Origin of the sequence: Sanguibacter massiliensis (genome assembly GCF_900240335.1) — a bacterium.
In the GTDB taxonomy this organism is placed as follows: domain Bacteria; phylum Actinomycetota; class Actinomycetes; order Actinomycetales; family Cellulomonadaceae; genus Flavimobilis; species Flavimobilis massiliensis.
In genome coordinates this window covers 2,468,387-2,485,069 of the sequence record NZ_LT964979.1, presented here as the reverse complement: position 1 = coordinate 2,485,069, position 16,683 = coordinate 2,468,387, and the positions used below count along the sequence as shown (strand labels likewise).

The 16,683-nt window shown below is 73.4% G+C and carries 14 protein-coding genes; 6 read left to right on the top strand and 8 right to left on the bottom strand.

Translation table 11 applies throughout. The features are described from left to right. Positions 1-5: 5 nt before the first annotated feature. The 6 genes from folE to dacB form a co-directional block, all read right to left on the bottom strand. Positions 6-599: a GTP cyclohydrolase I FolE gene (gene folE / locus C1729_RS11490; protein ID WP_102510062.1), complete on the bottom strand. Its 594-nt coding sequence runs from the start codon at positions 597-599 to the stop codon at positions 6-8. After that, on the bottom strand, positions 596-2,647 hold the full coding sequence (gene ftsH, locus C1729_RS11485) for an ATP-dependent zinc metalloprotease FtsH (RefSeq protein WP_102510061.1): 2,052 nt from the start codon (positions 2,645-2,647) through the stop codon (positions 596-598). The genes folE and ftsH overlap by 4 nt, the downstream gene beginning before the upstream one ends. Before the next feature lie 141 nt (positions 2,648-2,788). Next, the gene (gene hpt, locus C1729_RS11480; protein WP_102510060.1) at positions 2,789-3,343 is read right to left on the bottom strand and encodes a hypoxanthine phosphoribosyltransferase; all 555 of its coding nucleotides are present in this window, start codon (positions 3,341-3,343) and stop codon (positions 2,789-2,791) included. A gap of 11 nt (positions 3,344-3,354) precedes the next feature. Next, on the bottom strand, positions 3,355-4,530 hold the full coding sequence (locus tag C1729_RS11475; protein WP_102510660.1) for a tRNA lysidine(34) synthetase: 1,176 nt from the start codon (positions 4,528-4,530) through the stop codon (positions 3,355-3,357). After that, positions 4,527-5,648 carry a zinc-dependent metalloprotease gene (locus C1729_RS11470; RefSeq protein WP_102510659.1) on the bottom strand — a complete coding sequence of 374 codons (1,122 nt, stop codon included), beginning with the start codon at positions 5,646-5,648 and terminating at the stop codon, positions 4,527-4,529. Before C1729_RS11470 ends, C1729_RS11475 begins: the two co-directional genes overlap by 4 nt. Further along, a complete protein-coding gene (dacB, locus tag C1729_RS11465; protein ID WP_102510059.1) occupies positions 5,645-7,057 on the bottom strand; it encodes a D-alanyl-D-alanine carboxypeptidase/D-alanyl-D-alanine endopeptidase in 1,413 nt (470 codons plus the stop codon). The genes C1729_RS11470 and dacB overlap by 4 nt, the downstream gene beginning before the upstream one ends. 238 nt (positions 7,058-7,295) lie before the next feature. On the opposite strand from dacB, the gene C1729_RS11460 reads away from it, so the two are divergent. After that, positions 7,296-7,790 (top strand): inorganic diphosphatase, encoded by a 495-nt coding sequence (locus tag C1729_RS11460; protein WP_102510058.1) that lies wholly within the window; start codon positions 7,296-7,298, stop codon positions 7,788-7,790. Positions 7,791-7,869: 79 nt separating this feature from the next. Here C1729_RS11460 and C1729_RS11455 read toward each other — a convergent pair whose 3' ends face one another. Beyond that, positions 7,870-9,354, bottom strand: a complete 1,485-nt coding sequence (locus C1729_RS11455) for a C40 family peptidase (protein ID WP_102510057.1) — start codon at positions 9,352-9,354, stop codon at positions 7,870-7,872. A gap of 389 nt (positions 9,355-9,743) precedes the next feature. Here C1729_RS11455 and C1729_RS11450 point away from each other — a divergent pair, with 389 nt between their 5' ends. Together C1729_RS11450 and metX are read left to right on the top strand one after the other, a co-directional pair. Further along, positions 9,744-11,087, top strand: coding sequence for a bifunctional o-acetylhomoserine/o-acetylserine sulfhydrylase (locus C1729_RS11450; RefSeq protein WP_102510056.1), 1,344 nt, complete (start codon positions 9,744-9,746; stop codon positions 11,085-11,087). A 125-nt stretch (positions 11,088-11,212) separates the two neighbouring features. Next, positions 11,213-12,457: a homoserine O-acetyltransferase MetX gene (gene metX / locus C1729_RS11445; RefSeq protein ID WP_422917650.1), complete on the top strand. Its 1,245-nt coding sequence runs from the start codon at positions 11,213-11,215 to the stop codon at positions 12,455-12,457. A gap of 224 nt (positions 12,458-12,681) precedes the next feature. Here the strand turns inward: metX and C1729_RS11440 are convergent, their stop codons facing one another. Continuing rightward, positions 12,682-13,698, bottom strand: a complete 1,017-nt coding sequence (locus C1729_RS11440) for a hypothetical protein (RefSeq protein ID WP_102510055.1) — start codon at positions 13,696-13,698, stop codon at positions 12,682-12,684. A gap of 71 nt (positions 13,699-13,769) precedes the next feature. On the opposite strand from C1729_RS11440, the gene C1729_RS11435 reads away from it, so the two are divergent. The 3 genes from C1729_RS11435 to C1729_RS11425 all read left to right on the top strand — a co-directional run bounded on the left by C1729_RS11435 (position 13,770) and on the right by C1729_RS11425 (position 16,665). Next, positions 13,770-14,504, top strand: coding sequence for a maleylpyruvate isomerase N-terminal domain-containing protein (locus C1729_RS11435; RefSeq protein WP_102510054.1), 735 nt, complete (start codon positions 13,770-13,772; stop codon positions 14,502-14,504). 176 nt (positions 14,505-14,680) lie between these two features. Then, positions 14,681-15,637 carry a zinc-binding dehydrogenase gene (locus tag C1729_RS11430; RefSeq protein WP_102510053.1) on the top strand — a complete coding sequence of 319 codons (957 nt, stop codon included), beginning with the start codon at positions 14,681-14,683 and terminating at the stop codon, positions 15,635-15,637. Continuing rightward, positions 15,634-16,665, top strand: coding sequence for an alpha/beta fold hydrolase (locus tag C1729_RS11425; RefSeq protein ID WP_102510052.1), 1,032 nt, complete (start codon positions 15,634-15,636; stop codon positions 16,663-16,665). The genes C1729_RS11430 and C1729_RS11425 overlap by 4 nt, the downstream gene beginning before the upstream one ends. The last annotated feature ends 18 nt before the right edge of the window (positions 16,666-16,683 follow it).

The following is a 16,683-nucleotide window of genomic DNA, read 5'->3' as shown; positions in this document are numbered from 1 at the left end:
CCCCGTCAGCGCCCGAGGACGAGGCTCATGGCCTCGGCACGCGTCGCGACGTCACGCATCTGGCCACGCACGGCGCTCGTCACGGTGCGGGCACCGGGCTTGCGAACGCCGCGCATCGACATGCACAGGTGCTCGCACTCGACGACGACGAGGACTCCGCGCGGCTCGAGGTGCTCGACGAGCGCGTCGGCGATCTGCGACGTGAGGCGCTCCTGGACCTGTGGGCGGCGCGCGAAGACCTCGACGAGGCGTGCGAGCTTCGACAGCCCGGTGACGCGGCCGTCGGCTCCAGGGATGTACCCGACGTGCGCGACGCCGTGGAACGGCACGAGGTGGTGCTCGCACGTCGAGTAGAGCTCGATGTCCTTGACGAGGATCATCTCCTCGTGGCCGATGTCGAACGTCGTGCCGAGCACGTCCGCAGGGTCCTGGCTGAGACCTGCGAAGACCTCGGCGTACGCGCGCGCGACGCGGGCCGGCGTCTCGCGCAGGCCCTCGCGGTCCGGGTCCTCCCCGACCGCGAGCAGCAGCTCGCGCACCGCCGCGGCGGCGCGGTCGAGGTCGACCCTGCGGTCCGGAAGCTCTTCTGCGCTCGTCATTCCGTCACCTCGTTCCCGACGGCCCCGCCCGGCGTGCCGCCGTCGGGCACCTCGCCGATCGTCTCCGCGGGGTGCTCCTCGCGGGCCGTGCCCTCGTCCTGGGGGACGATCGGCGTGTCGCCGCGCTCGGCCTTCTCGGCGTCCGTGAGGACCGGGGGACGCGAGGAGACGGTGCGCTGCTCGCTTGAGAGCCACACCTCGCGCGGGGGCCTCTTGACGACGGGGGCGAAGATCTCGGCGAGCTCGGCCTCGTTGAGTGTCTCCTTCTCGAGGAGCTCGAGGACGAGGTGGTCGAGGACGTCGCGGTACTCGACGAGCACCTCCCACGCCTCGTCGTGCGCGGCGTCGACGAGCTTGCGGACCTCGTGGTCGACCGTGCCGGCGACCGCCTCGGAATAGTCGCGCTGGTGACCGATGTCGCGGCCGAGGAACGGCTCGCCGTCCGTCGAGCCGAGGCGGATCGCGCCGACCCGCTCGCTCATGCCGTACTCGGTGACCATCTTGCGGGCGGTCGCCGTGGCCTTCTCGATGTCATTCGACGCGCCGGTCGTGGGGTCGTGGAAGACGAGCTCCTCGGCGACCCGGCCGCCCATCGCGTACGCGATCTGGTCGAGCAGCTCGTTGCGCGTCGTCGAGTACTTGTCCTGCGTCGGCAGGACCATCGTGTAACCGAGCGCGCGACCGCGCGGCAGGATCGTCACCTTCGTCACGGGGTCGGTGTAGCGCATGGCCGCAGCCACGAGCGCGTGGCCGCCCTCGTGGTAGGCGGTGATCTTCTGCTCCTTGGTGTTCATCACCCGCGTGCGCTTCTGCGGACCGGCGATGACACGGTCGATCGCCTCGTCGAGCGCGCGGTCGTCGATGAGGTGCGCGCCCGAGCGCGCGGTGAGCAGCGCCGCCTCGTTGAGGACGTTGGCGAGGTCGGCGCCCGTGAAGCCGGGCGTGCGCTTGGCGACCATCGCGAGGTCGATGCCCTCGACGATCGGCTTGCCGCGAGCGTGGACCTTGAGGATCGCCTCGCGGCCCCGGAGGTCCGGGGCCTCGACGGCGATCTGACGGTCGAAGCGGCCCGGGCGCAGGAGCGCGGGGTCGAGGATGTCGGGGCGGTTCGTCGCCGCGATGAGGATGACGTTCGCCTTGGGGTCGAAGCCGTCCATCTCGACGAGGAGCTGGTTGAGCGTCTGCTCTCGCTCGTCGTGACCGCCGCCCATGCCGGCGCCGCGGTGGCGGCCGACGGCGTCGATCTCGTCGACGAAGATGATCGCGGGCGAGTTCTCCTTGGCCTGCTGAAAGAGGTCACGGACACGGCTCGCGCCGACGCCGACGAACATCTCGACGAAGTCGGAGCCGGAGATCGTGTAGAACGGGACGCCAGCCTCGCCCGCGACGGCGCGTGCGAGGAGCGTCTTACCGGTTCCGGGGGGACCGTAGAGGAGCACGCCCTTGGGGATCTTGGCGCCCACGGCCTGGAACTTCGCGGGCTCCTGGAGGAACTCCTTGATCTCGTGAAGCTCCTCGACCGCCTCGTCGGCGCCCGCGACGTCGGCGAACGTCACCTGCGGCGACTCCTTGCCGACGAGCTTGGCACGCGACTTGCCGAAGCCCATGACCCGGCTGCCGCCGCCCTGCATGCGGCTCATGAGGAAGAAGAAGATGACGCCGATGATGAGGAACGGGACAAGCACCGAGAACATCGACGCGAGGAAGCTCACGCGCGCGATCTCGGAGTCGTAGCCCTTCGCGAGGCTTGCGGCAGAGACCGCGTCGACGACGTCCGGGCCCTGGGGCTGGACGTAGAAGAACTCGACAACCTTGCCCTTGTCCGTCTCACCGTCGACGAACGGCTCGGTGAGCGTGAGGCGCACGCGCTGGTCGCCGTCGACGACGACTGCGCGCTCGACCGTCGTCCCCTTGAGCAGGGCGAGGCCCTGCGACGTGTCGATGCGCTTGACGCCCTGGCCCGCGAACACGGCGAAGCCGATCCAGAGCAGCACGACGACGAGCAGGACCCACACGAGGGGGCCCTTGGCGATCTTCTTGACGTTCATCGGCTACGGGCGTACCCGTTCCTTCCGCTCGCGAGAGTTCCGCTCCGACCGTACATCGCGAGGCTGGACCATTCCTGCGTGTTCGCCCAGGGCAGGACGGCCGGGGCCGGGGCGTCCCGGCGGCGGGACGCCCCGGGATGCTCAGCGCTCGTAGACATGCGGCGCAAGCGTCCCGACGAACGGGAGGTTGCGGTACTTCTCCGCGTAGTCGAGGCCATAGCCGACGACGAACTCGTTGGGGATGTCGAAGCCGACGTAGCGGACGTCGATGTCGACCTTCACCGCGTCGGGCTTGCGCATCGCGGCAGCGATCTCAACCGACGCCGGGCCGCGCGAGCGCAGGTTCGACAGGAGCCACGAGAGCGTGAGACCCGAGTCGACGATGTCCTCGACGATGAGCACGTGACGGTCCGTGAGGTCCGTGTCGAGGTCCTTGAGGATCCGGACGACGCCCGACGACTTCGTGCCGGAGCCGTAGGACGACACCGCCATCCAGTCCATCGTCGCGGCCGTGTGCAGGCGGCGGGAGAGGTCGGCCATCACCATGACCGCACCCTTGAGGACGCCGACGAGCAGGAGGTCCTTGCCCGCGTAGTCCGCGTCGATCTGCGCGGCCATCTCGTCGAGACGGGCGCCGATCTGCTCCTCGGTCAGCAGAACGTGATCGATGTCGTTACCGATGTCGGACAGGTCCACGAAAGGGCTCCTCAGGGTGCGGGACGGTGTCCCTCAAGCGTGCCACACCTGCGACGGACGGTGACCCGTCCGGGGAGCGGGACGGGCCCTTGCCCTCGCCACGCGACGACGAGGGCGTCGAGCGCGAGGACGTGGGTGCGGGCGAGCGCGCCGTCGCTCGCCCCGACGGCGACGGCCCACGCGCGCAGCGCGCGGCGCCTCACGGCCACGGGTGCGGCCGCGAGCGCCGCGCAGTCGAGGCTCGCAGCAGCAGGAACGCCCGACGTCCCGGTCGCCGCGCGCTCGGAGCCGTCGGCGACGAAGGTCACGACGGCAGCGTCGGCGAGCAGCCGGGCGGCGTACGACGCGAGCGCGTCGTCGTCCTCCCGGAGCTGCTCCGCCGTCCGGGCGAGCGCCGGCACGACACCCGGCCCGAGCACGTCCGTGAGCAGCGGCAGGACCCGCGCACGCAGGGCCGAGCGTCGCGGTGCAGCGTCGTCGTCGGGCGCGGGGGTGTTCGTCGGGTCGTGCCACGGCTCGAGCCCCTGCTCGGCGCACACGCCGACGGTCACGGCACGCCCGAGGCCGAGGAAGGGGCGGCGCACGCGTCCGCGCACGGGCCGCATGCCCGCGAGGGAGCGAGCACCCGCGCCGCGCGCGAGCCCGAGGAGCACGCCCTCGGCCTGGTCGTCGAGCGTGTGCCCGAGGAGGATCGCGCCGTCTGCCCCGCCCGGCAGCGCGTCGAGCGCACGCTCGAGCGCCGCGTGCCGCGCGGTCCGCGCGGCCGCCTCGGGCCCGCCGGGCGCGTCGACGACGACCCGGACGACGTCGGTCGTCAGCCCGAGCGCCCGGCACATCGCCGCGGCACGCTCCGCGACGGCGTCGCTGCCCGGCTGCAGGCCGTGGTCGACGACGACGACGCGCACGGTGCGGCCCGCGGTCCGGTCGCCGCGCGGGCGGGGCGGGAGGACATCGGCCACGGGACCGTCGGGCACGGCAGCGTCAGGCACGGGACCGTCGGGCACGGACGCCGCGGCGCGGCCGGACATGGGCCGCAGCCCGAGCTCCGCCGCGACGCACGCGACGAGCGCGAGCGAGTCCGGACCGCCCGAGCACCCGACGACCACGGGCGCCGCGCCCGGCAGGTCGGCGAGCGCCTCCCGCACCGCCCGGCGCCCCGCGACGGTGTGCGGGGTCGGCAGGCTCATCCGTGGACGCGCCGCACCCACGCGGCGGGATCAGCGAGCTCGCGCGACGTCGGAAGGTTCTCGGGACCGTCCCACACCGCGTTGAGGCGGCGACGCCCGACGCGGATCATCGCTCCCCGCACGAACGCCGCGCCGTCGGTGTATTGCGCAAGCTTCTCGTCGAGGCCGAGCACCTTGCGGAGCACCGTGTCGACGGCCCCGCCGCGCTGCGAGCGCCGCGCGTCGAACGACGCCCGGATCCGCCCGACACCCGGGACGACGTTCTCCCCGACGCGGTCCATCATGACGTCGGCATGCCCCTCGAGGAGCGACATCACCGCGGCGATCTCCGCCATCGTCGCGCGCTGCGACGGCGACAGCAGACGAGTGCCGAGCGACGTGCCCGCCGGGGCGCGCACGACCCGCCCGAGGGTCGACGCCCACGCCCGCGCACGTCGGCCCGGACCGCCGCGGCCGAGCTCCGCGCCAGACCCGACGACGTCGTCGAGCAGCGCCGCGACCCGTCCCCGCAGATGGCCCGCAAGCCACGGCGCGGCCGCGAACTGCAGGGCGTGCGTCTGCTCGTGGAGCGCAACCCACAGCGCGAACGGGTCCGGCCGCGCGTCGAGCGCACGGCCCACCCGCAAGACGTTCGGCGCGACGAGCAGCAGCCGGCCCGGGTCCCCGGGCCGCGCGACGTACGGGTCGAACTGGCCGAGGACCCGCGTCGAGACGAGGGCGAGCGCCGCGCCGACCTCGGCCGCACCCGCAGCCTGCACGACGACGCCGGGCGCACGCGTCCCGGAGCCTTCCGCGGGTGCGGGAGCCGTGCCGCCGAGGAGCACCTCCATGCCCTGCGACGCGGCCCGCACCCACGACGCACGGTCGACGACGTGCACCCGCGAGAGCAGGCCCGGGTCGTCGACGACGTCACGCCCGTCGGCCGGGGACATCGCCGTGACGTCGAGGACGTGCGGCACCGCAAGCGACGCCGCGCGCCGCAGCCCCTCAACGTGCGCGACGAGCACCCCGCGCTCGTCGACAGGGCCCGCCGGAGCGAGCAGCGCACCGAGCCCCCGGGCCGCGTCCCAGTCGACGGCGGCCCGCAGGTCAGGGCTCGGGCGGCGCTCGGACGTCATCCGCACCCGCACGCCGCGAGGCGCGTCACGAGCTTGTCGATCGTCGCGCGCGCGTTCCACGCGTTGCCGTCGGGGAAGTCGTCGACGAGCACCGCGAACACGAGCAGGCGGCCGTCGGCCGTGACGACCGTGCCCGCAAGACCGGAGACGTTCGGGAGCGAGCCCGTCTTCGCCCGCACCCTGCCGCGCGCGTCCGACGTCGTGAACCGCTCGTGGAGCGTCCCCGAGACCCCCGCGAGCGGCATCTGGAGCGCCGCCTCGCGCAGCGCGGGCATCCCGGGGTCGACCATGCGCAGCAGAAGCTCGTTGAGCAGGCGCGGCGAGAGCCGCGAACCGTCGCCGAGGCCCGAGCAGTCCGCGAGCTTCGCGCCCGTGAGGTCGACGCCGAGCGCGCCGATCGCGTCGAGCACCGCCGCCGTCGCACCCTGGACGGAGCCAGACAGGCCCGTCTCGATCGCGACAATCCGGCCGACGACCTCGGTGATCGTGTTGTCCGACGTCTGCAGGAAGTACCCGACGACCTCCGACAGGGGTGCGGACGAGACGCGGCCGACCTCGGCAGCGCCCTCCGCCGGGTTCCCGCGCGCAGCCGTGCCCGTCACCGTGACGCCGGCCTCCTCGAGGGCGCGCACGAAGTCTCGCGCGGCAGCGAGCGACGGGTCCGGGTGGCGCTGCGCGTACGTGTCGTCCGTGCGGCGGGCGACGTCGACCGCGATCGCGGTGACGGGGGCGGCATAGCCAGCCTCGACGCTCTTGGGGTCCCACGACGGCGCGACGGACGGCCCCGTGAAGAGCGAGTCGTCGACACGCACCGTCACGGAGTCGAGGCCCGCCGCCGTGACGGCGTCCGCGACCTGGGCGGCGAGGTCCGCGAGACCGGCACGGCCGTTGACCTTCGCCGGGTCGCCCGCTCCTGCCGCGAGCATCATGTCGCCGCCGCCGACGAGCGTCACGGTCGATCCCGCGAGGAGCGCCGTCGTGTCGAGCGTCCTGTCGGGGCCGACCCGCGAGAGGCCCGCGGCGGCCGTGAGGAGCTTCGCCGTCGACGCCGGCACGAAGTCCGTCGTCGCCGCGCGCCCTGCGATGCCCTGCCCGGTCGCCGCGTCCGTCACGAGCACGCCGACGCGCTTGCCGACGTACTTCTCCTCGTCGACGAGCTCGGCGACGAACTTCTCGACCGATGTGGCGGACGGCACAGGCGCGTCCGTCGGGAGCGTCGCCAGCCCGGACGTGAGCGCGGGCCCCGTCGTCGCGCCGGGGGCCGTCGGGAACGGCGCCGGAGGCGGCGCGACCGGCGCGTTCGTGAGAAAACCGGGGACGACGTCGTACGTGTCGGCGACGAGATACCCGCCGCCGGCGAGCAGCGCGAACGTCGTCGTCGCAGCTGCTACTCGTGCCGCCAGACCCATGACGTTCCTCCCGCACCTCGGTCGCGGTTCACACCTTAGCCTCCGTGTACGTCACACTGGACCCGCAGGACGACGGCGACCGAGCAGCGTGCCCCGTGCCCGTACGGTGGACGCGGCGTGAACCGTCACCTGGCACGACTACGCCACCAAGGCTCACGGGCCCGCGCCCGTGCCCCGCGGGACGAACGACGAGAGGTGCTCGGGACGGCGACGGCCGCCCGTGTCTGGAGGAAGAGCAGTGGAGTTCGACGTCACGATCGAGATCCCCAAGGGTCAGCGCAACAAGTACGAGGTCGACCACCACACCGGTCGCATCCGTCTCGACAGGATGCTCTTCACCTCGACGCGCTACCCCGACGACTACGGCTTCATCGAGGGCACCCTCGGTGAGGACGGCGACCCGCTCGACGCGCTCGTGCTCCTCGAGGAGCCGACGTTCCCGGGCTGCCTCATCAGGTGCCGGGCGCTCGGCATGTTCCGCATGCGCGATGAGGCTGGCGGCGACGACAAGGTGCTGTGCGTCCCGACGGGCGACCAGCGCGCCGCCTGGCGTCAGGACATCGACGACGTGTCCGACTACCACCGGCTCGAGATTCAGCACTTCTTCGAGGTCTACAAGGACCTCGAGCCCGGCAAGTCGGTCGAGGGCGCCCACTGGGTGGGTCGCGCCGAGGCCGAGGCCGAGATCGAGCGGTCGCGCCAGCGCGCGATCGACTCGGGTTACGCGCACTGACGCGTCCCCCCGCACGCGAACGGGCGGCCGGCTGCTTCCGCAGCCGGCCGCCCGTTCGCGTGCGCCGAGGCGAGGGCTGTCAGGGACGTCCCGCGTAGGCCATGGTCTCCGCGTAGCGGACCGGGACCTCTCGGACCGGGACGCCTGGGCGCGCGGCCTCGATCATCATGCCGCCGCCCGTGTACATCGCGACGTGGCGGATCGTGTTCGGGTCCGAGGTGTTGTTCGCCCAGAAGATGAGGTCGCCCGGGCGCATGTCGGCGTACCGGATCTTCTTGACGCGCACGTACTGCGACCGGCTCGTCCGGGTGATGCCGACGCCTGCGGCCTCCCAGGCGCGCATCGTGAGCCCCGAGCAGTCGTACGTGTTGGGGCCCGTCGTGCCCCAGCCGTACATCTTGCCGATCTGAGTGCGCGCCCACGCGACGGCCTCGCGGCCCTGGGCGGCGCTGCCGACCGCGGTGCCGGTGCCGAGGCCCGGGGCCTCGGTCGTGGGCGGCGTCGTCGGCTCGGGCGTCGGCGCGGGAGTACGCGTCGGCGTGGGCGTCGGTGCGGGCGTGCGCGTCGGGGTCGGGGTCGGTGCAGGCGTGCGCGTCGGGGTCGGGGTCGGCGTCGGCTCGCGGGTCGGCTCGGTCGCCGGTTCCCGGGTCGGGGTCGGCTCGCGGGTCGGCTCGGTCGTCGGTTCCCGGGTCGGGGTCGGCTCGCGCGTCGGCTCGGTCGTCGGCTCCTGCGTCGGCGTCGTCGGCGGGGTCGTCGGCGTGGGGCGGGCGGTCGGCGGGTTCGACGGCTCGCGCTCCGCCTCGGCCCGTTCCTCGCGCTGCTGCTCGCGGTCCCGGTCGATGCGGTCCTGGCGTGCGCGCTCGGCCTCGACGGTCGTGCTGCGGGCAGCGGCGAGCTGGGTGATGAGCGTGTCGCGGCGCGCCGTCGCAGAATCGGCCGCGGCCTGGGCCGCCTGGGTGAGGCGGTCTGTCTCCGCCCGCGCCTTCTCGGCCTCCGTCGCCGCATCCTGCGCGGCCGTGAGGGCGTTCGCGGCGTCCGTCCGCAGGACGTCGGCGACGAGGGCGTCGGCCCGGAACTGCTGCACGGCCGCGTCGGCGGCGGAGCCGACGGTCCGCAGCGACGAGGTGCGGCGGACGACGTCGGTGATGCCGTCGGCCGTGAGGACGGCCTCGAGGGTCTGGATCGAGCCGCCCGAGCGGTAGCGCTCGAGCGCGATGCCGGCGAGGACCTTGCGAGAGGCCTCCATGGTCGTGAGGGCGTCGGCGAGTTTCGCGTCCGCGGCGGCGGCCGCGGCCTGGGCCTCCTCGAGCGCAACCTGCGCCGTGAGGTAGCGCTCACCCGCGGTCGCGGACCGCGCCCATGCCTCGTCGGCGACGGTACTGAGGCGAGCGAGCTCGACCTCGATCGCTGCGACGGAGCCGGCGACGGCGGCCTCGTTCGCGCGCGCCGACGCGACGTCGTCGTCACCCGGCTCCGCGAGCGCGGCGGGAGCGGCGAGCCCGAGGACGAGCGCCGACGCGAGGAGCGCGGACGCGGACCTGGGGATCCGGGACTGGCGGGACATGGAGCCTCCGTGACGGGACAGCGGTGCAGGACGAGGCTAGTCGCCTTCAAACCCGTTGTGAACTCCCACCTCAGAAACATCGTGAGTCACATCAGTCACATGAGCCTCACGAGCCCCACCAACCACAGCGATCTCATCATGCGGATGACCCGTTCCACCCCGTGACCACCTCCGCCTAGAGTGGCCGCCATGATCCGTCGAATGTGTCGCTGACACCCCCGCACTCGCGCCCGGCCACGCCGGGCCCCGGTGCGGACACGCCCCCAGGGCGACGACGGGACCGCACCCGCCCGTGCAGCGACGACGATCACGCGAGTCGCATCACGGCACCAGGACACCGTCCGACGCCCGCCCACCCGCAGGCCGAGAACACCCACCTGGAGCCACCCATGAGCAACGCCGACTGGTCCTTCGAGACCCGCCAGATCCACGCCGGGCAGACGCCCGACCCGACGACCGGCGCCCGCGCGCTGCCGATCTACCAGACGACGTCCTTCGTCTTCCCCGACGCCGAGACCGCCGCCGCACGCTTCGCGCTCGCCGACCTCGGCCCCATCTACACGCGCCTCGGCAACCCGACGACCGGCGTCGTCGAGGACCGCATCGCCTCCCTCGAGGGCGGCGTCGGCGCGCTCCTGCTCGCCTCGGGCCAGGCCGCGACGACGTTCTCGATCCTCAACCTCGCGGGCGCGGGCGACCACATCGTCGCGAGCCCGTCGCTCTACGGCGGCACCTACAACCTCCTCGGGCACACACTGCGCAAGCTCGGCATCGAGGTCTCGTGGGTCGACAACCCGCACGACCCCGCGCAGTGGCGCGCCGCCGCCCGCCCGACGACGAAGGCGTTCTTCGCCGAGTCGATCCCCAACCCGCGCTCCGACGTCCTCGACATCCGCGCCGTCGCCGACGTCGCGCACGAGGTCGGCGTCCCGCTCATCGTCGACAACACCATCGCGACGCCCTACCTCCTGCGCCCCTTCGATCACGGCGCCGACATCGTCGTCCACGCGGCGACGAAGTTCCTCGGCGGCCACGGCAACTCGATCGGCGGCGTCATCGTCGACGGCGGCACGTTCGACTTCGGCCAGGACCCCGCACGCTTCCCGGACTTCAACGAGCCCGACGTCACGTACAACGGCCTCGTCTACGCGCGTGACCTCGGCAAGGACGGCCTCTTCGGCGTCAACCTCTCCTACATCCTCAAGGCGCGCGTCCAGCTGCTGCGCGACGTCGGCGCGTCGATCAGCCCGTTCAACGCGTTCCTCATCGCGCAGGGCGTCGAGACCCTGTCGCTGCGCATTGAGCGGCACGTCGCCAACGCGGAGAAGGTCGCGGCGTTCCTCGAGGCGCAGGACGCCGTCACCACCGTTCACTACGCGGGACTCGAGTCCAGCCCGTGGCACGCGACGGCGCAGAAGTACCTGCCCCGCGGCGCGGGCGCCGTCCTCGCGTTCGAGCTCGACGGCGACGCCGAGGTCGGCCGCGCGTTCGTCGACGCGCTCGAGCTCCACTCGAACCTCGCGAACATCGGCGACGTCCGCTCGCTCGTCATCCACCCCGCGTCGACGACGCACGCGCAGCTCTCGCCCGAGGAGCAGGCGCTCTCCGGCGTGACGCCCGGCCTCGTGCGCCTCTCCGTGGGCCTCGAGCACATCGACGACATCCTCGCGGACCTCGGCCGCGGCTTCGCGGCCGTCGCCGCGCTGCGCACGGGCGCCGAGGCGACCGCCTGATGTGTACCGACGCGGCGCCGACGAGCGACGGCCAGGCCCACCCCGGGACGTTCCCGGACGGCACGGTCATGCCCGACGGCGCCGCGTCGTCACGCCCTGCTTCGGTTCCGTCGGATGATGGTGCCGTGAGCACGACGCCCGCACCCCGCCCGCGCCGCCTCGCCCCGCCGTTCGCGGGCGCGACGCCGCGCCCCGGCACGGACGTGCCCGTCCTCCCCGCCCCGCAGCCCGCGCCGAGCGGCGCATGGCAGCAGGGCGACGAGCCCGGCCGCCGCCGCTTCTGCGACGTCGGCACGCTCGAGCTCGAGTCGGGCCTCGAGATCCCCGACGTCACCGTCGCGTACGAGACGTGGGGCACGCTCGCGCCCGACGGCTCCAACGCCGTCCTCGTCCTCCACGCCCTCACGGGCGACTCGCACGTCACGGGCGACGCCGAGCCCGGCCACCCGACGCCGGGCTGGTGGTCGCAGATGATCGGCCCCGGAGCGCCCATCGACACCGAGCGTTACTTCGTCGTCGCCCCCAACGTCGTCGGCGGCTGCCAGGGCTCGACCGGACCCGCCTCCCCCGCACCCGACGGACGCCCCTGGGGCTCGCGGTTTCCGCACCTCACCGTCCGCGACCAGGTCGGCGCGGAGATCGCGCTGGCTCGTGCGCTCGGCGTCACGTCGTGGCACTTCGTCGTCGGCGGGTCCATGGGCGGGCTGCGCGCCCTCGAGTGGGCGCTCTGCGGGCCCGAGGCCGGCGTCGACGTCGAGTCGATCGGCATCATCGCGTCCGGCGCCCAGACGACGGGCGACCAGATCGCGTGGGCGCACCCGCAGATCGCGGCGATCCTCGCGGACCCGCACTACAACGGCGGGGACTACTACGAGAACGCCGACGGAGTCGGGCCGCACGTCGGCCTCGGCATCGCCCGGCAGATCGCGCACGCCACCTACCGCTCGGCGACCGAGCTCGACCGACGCTTCGGCCGCATCCCCCAGAACGCCGAGGACCCCCTGCGCGGAGGCCGGTACGCGATCCAGTCGTACCTCGACCACCACGCGCACAAGCTCGCGAGCCGCTTCGACGCGAACTCCTACCTCGTCCTCACGCAGTCGATGCTCACGCACGACCTCGGGCGCGACCGCGGCGGCGTCGAGTCCGCACTCGCGTCGATCACCGCGAAGGCCCTCGTCGTCGCCGTCGACTCCGACCGGCTCTTCCAGCCGATCGAGTCCGAGCGCATCACGCGCAACGTCCCGGGCGCGTGGCCGCTGCAGGTGCTGCGGTCCGAGCACGGGCACGATGGGTTCCTCATCGAGTTCGACCAGCTCGGGCCGGTCGTCCGGCACTTCCTCAAGCGCCTCGTCACCCGCCGCGGCTGACGACGCCCGCCCCCGACTCGTAGGCCCCCAGCACCATCGAACGGTGCTCCAGGCCTACCAGTCGCACAAGCAGATCGACTCGTAGGCCCCCAGCACCATCGAACAGTGCTCCAGACCTACCAGTCGCACAAGCAGATCGACTCGTAGACCCCCAGCACCATCGAACGGTGCTCCAGACCTACCNCGTCGAGTGGATCGTCGACCTCTTCTCCGCCTGGCCCTGACTAGACGAGCGGCAAGACGTTCCCGAGGTCCGGGACGGAGTCCGCGAGGAGGCTCGGCAGGCCGCCCGCGAGCATCGAGACGATGCGGTCGGTGACGAGCGCGAGCACCCCGTCCGACGGCAGCGCGAGCTGCGCGACGACCTCCCGGGCCGCGACGTGCGCACCCACCAGGAGCGCGGCCGTCCCCGCGAGCGCGGAGGCCCCGCACGACGCGAGCACGAGCCAGCGGCGACGCGCGACGAGGAGCGCCACAACGACCGTCGCGAGGGCGACCCACGGCGCGAGCGCACCCCACGTGTCGATGACGCCGAGCGTCGTCCGTGCGCTCACGAGCTTCGCGGACGTCACGACAGGGACCTGGACGTCGAGGTCGCGCAGCGCGTCGGGCACGGGCATGCGCAGCGCGTCGAGACGTTCGACGACGCCCGCAGCAGCCGGCAGGTCCCGCAGGGCCTGCGGCACGGGGAACCGGAGTGCGTCGAGCTGCGCGACGACGAGGTCGGAGAGCGTCCCGAGGTCGAGGACGACCGCGCCGTCGGCGTCGATGCCGACCGCCGGCCGGTGCACCGCGTCGACGTCGGGGCTCGTGAGCGCCCACCGCACGCCCGAGTGCGCGGCGCGCTGCGCCGTGTCCCACGCCGTCCCGAAGCCCTCGGTGCCGACGGCGTACCGCACGCCCGCCGCAACCCCGTCGCGCAGGCGTGCCGCGCCCGCCGCCACGGCGTCGTCGACGACCTGCGACGCACCCGGGAGGTCGGCGAGCGGGCCGAGCGCCGTCGTCACCGCGCCACGGACCGTCGCCTCGGGGTCGAACGTCTCGAGCAGGCGCGTCGTCACCTCGTCCGCAAGCCTCTCGCGCACGAGCGGGTCGCGCGCGAGAGGTGCGACCGCGGCGACGTACGCGTCGGTGTCGTCGACCGCGCCGTGCACCCAGCGCGCCACGGGGGCGGTCGGCACGCAGACGCCGACGACGAGGACGCACAGGACGACCACGGCGCTCCGTACGACGCTCAGCATGGTGGAGAACCTACCGGAGGTCGTCCGCGGGACGCAGTGCGTCCGGGCGGCGCGACGGGCAGGATGGGGTCATGACAGTGCCGACGCTCCCGGCCCTCACCGACGCGCTCACCCGCCAGTGGACGCGGCTCGAGCGGTGGCTCGAGCCGCTCGGCGACGACCTGCTCGGCACGGCCGCGCAGCCGAGCGTGCTGCCGGGCTGGACGCGCGGCGAGCTCGTCAGCCACCTCGGTCGCTGCATGGGCTCGCTCACGGCGGCCGTCCCGCAGCCCGCAGGGACGCGACCGGTGACGCTCTCGGAGTACGTGGGTGGCTACAAGGCGTCGGCGGAGCACATCGCGACGACGACGCGCGAGCTCGACGAACGTATCGCGGGCAACCGTCTCGCCGAGGTCTCGCGGCTCGTCTCGGAGGCCCTCGCTCACCTGCGCACGCTCGGTGAGGACGACGAGGCCGTCGTCCTCGGCAACCGTGCCCCGCTGCGGCTGCGGGACCTCGTCGTCACGCGGCTCATCGAGCTCGTCGTCCACGCCGACGACGTCGCACGCTCGTTCGCGGACGTCGCCGCGACGCGCGGCGCGGACGACCCCGTCGACCGTGGGGCGCTCGCGCTCGTCGCCGACGAGCTGTGCGGCATCGTGCGGGCGCGTGGCGGCTGGAACCTCGAGGTCGCCGACGCGCGCCTGTGGGTGCGGCTCGCCGCGGGCCGCGTGCCCTACGACGTCGACGAGCTCGCGGTCGCCCTGCGCACGTCCTTCACCGCGGACTCCGTCCCGGACCTCGGGAACGTCTTGCCGCTCGTCTAGTCAGGGCCAGGCGGAGAAGAGGTCGACGATCCACTCGACGAGCGTGCTGCGTCGCCTGCGCCGACGCTCACGTCGTGCCTCGGTGCGGCGCCGGCCTCCGAAGATTCCCATTCGTGCAGGCTAGCGACGCCCGCGGAGGTGTGCCAGCGGCGTCTGCCTCTCGGTATCGTGGCGTCATGCTGGCCGCCTACGTCGCCTCGACCTCCGCAACCGACCCGTTCGCGGGCCTCGTCGTCGGGGAACGTCCCGCCCCTGAACCACGCGAGCACTGGACGACGGTCGACGTCGCCGCCGCCTCCCTCAACCATCACGACCTGTGGTCGCTCCGGGGCGTCGGCCTGCCCGACGCTCTCCTGCCGATGATCCTCGGCACCGACGCCGCCGGCACGACCGCGGACGGCCGACGCGTCCTCGTCCACGGTGTCATCGGAGCGGACGGCCACGGCGTCGGCCCCACCGAGCGTCGCTCGTTGCTCTCCGAGCGTTACCCGGGGACGCTCGCGCAGCAGGTGTCCGTACCCACAGCCAACCTCCTCGACGTGCCCGACGGCCTCGACCTCACGGTCGCCGCGTGCCTGCCGACCGCGTGGCTCACCGCGTACAGCCTCCTGTTCCGGGCGTGCGACCTGCGGCCCGGCGACTCCGTGCTCGTCCAGGGGGCGGGCGGCGGTGTCGCGTCGGCCGCGATCGTCCTCGGCGTCGCCGCGGGTCTCGAGGTCTTCGCGACGAGCCGTTCCGCCGCCAAGCGCGAGCGTGCCACGGCCCTCGGTGCGACCGCGCTCGAGCCTGGCGCGCGACTCCCCCGCCGCGTCGACGGGGTCGTCGAGACCGTCGGCCGCGCGACGTGGCGGCACTCCGTCTCGTCCGTCCGCCCGGGCGGCACCGTCGCCGTCGCCGGCGCGACGACGGGCGACCCCGACGCCGCCGAGCTCACGCGCATCTTCTTCCAGGAGATCCGCGTCCAGGGCGTCACCATGGGCACGCGCGACGACCTCGCCGCCCTCGCCGCGTTCGTCGCCCGCACCGGCATCGAACCTCCGATGGCCGAGGTCCTCGCCCTCGCGGACGCGGAGCGTGGCCTGCGCACGCTCGACGCTGGCGACCACTTCGGCAAGATCGTCCTGCAACCATGACGGGTGACCGCCCGGGCGAGCCGTTCACGCTCGCCGACCTCCCGCCGCGCGCGCCGCTCGGCATGCCCGACGGCTGGGTCACCGACGTCCTCGGCGACGACTACCGCGCACTCACACTCCCCCTCGCGGACGACGACGAGGGCGAGGTCGTCGCGACCCTCGTGCGCCACGACCCGGGGCTCGTCGGGCTCCGGCCCGCGCGCGCCGTCCTCTACGTCCACGGCTGGTCCGACTACTTCTTCCAGACGGGGCTCGCCGAGTTCTGGACCGCGCAGGGCATCGCGTTCTACGCGCTCGACCTGCGCAAGTACGGGCGCTCGCTGCGAGAGCACCAGACTCCCGGCTACGTCGAGACCCTCGTGACGTACGACGAGGAGATCGACGCCGCCCTCGCGACGATCCACGCCGAGCTCGGTCCGCACTGCGCCGTGCTCCTCACCGCGCACTCGACGGGCGGGCTCGTCACGGCGCTCTGGGCGGACCGGAACCCCGGGCGGGTCACCGGGCTCGCGCTCAACTCGCCATGGCTCGAGCTCCAGGGCTCGTCGATCGCCCGGACCGTCTCGACGCCCGCCGTCACCCAGATCGCGCGCTTCCACCCGCGCACGCCGCTGCCGAACATCGACCCCGGCTACTACGCGCGCGTCGTCGACGAGCACTCCGGGGGGACGTGGGCGACCGACGCGCGCTGGCGCCCCAACCCGTCGTTCCCCGTGCGCGCGGGGTGGCTGCGGGCGATCCTCGCGGGGCACGCGACGGTCGCGGCGGGGCTCACGATCGACGTGCCCGTGCTCGTATGCCTCTCGAGCCGCACGCACATCAACGCACGCTGGAGCGAGGACATGCGCGCCGCCGACATCGTGCTCGACGTCGAGACGATCGCACGGCGCGCGTCGTCGCTCGGCGACACCGTCACCCTCGTGCGCATCGACGGGGGCATCCACGACCTCGCGCTCTCGCCGCCCGGTCCGCGCGCGCAGTTCTACCGGCAGCTCGCGCGCTGGTCGCTCGCGTACGGCTGGGGCTGACGCGGGCGGTGCCGACGA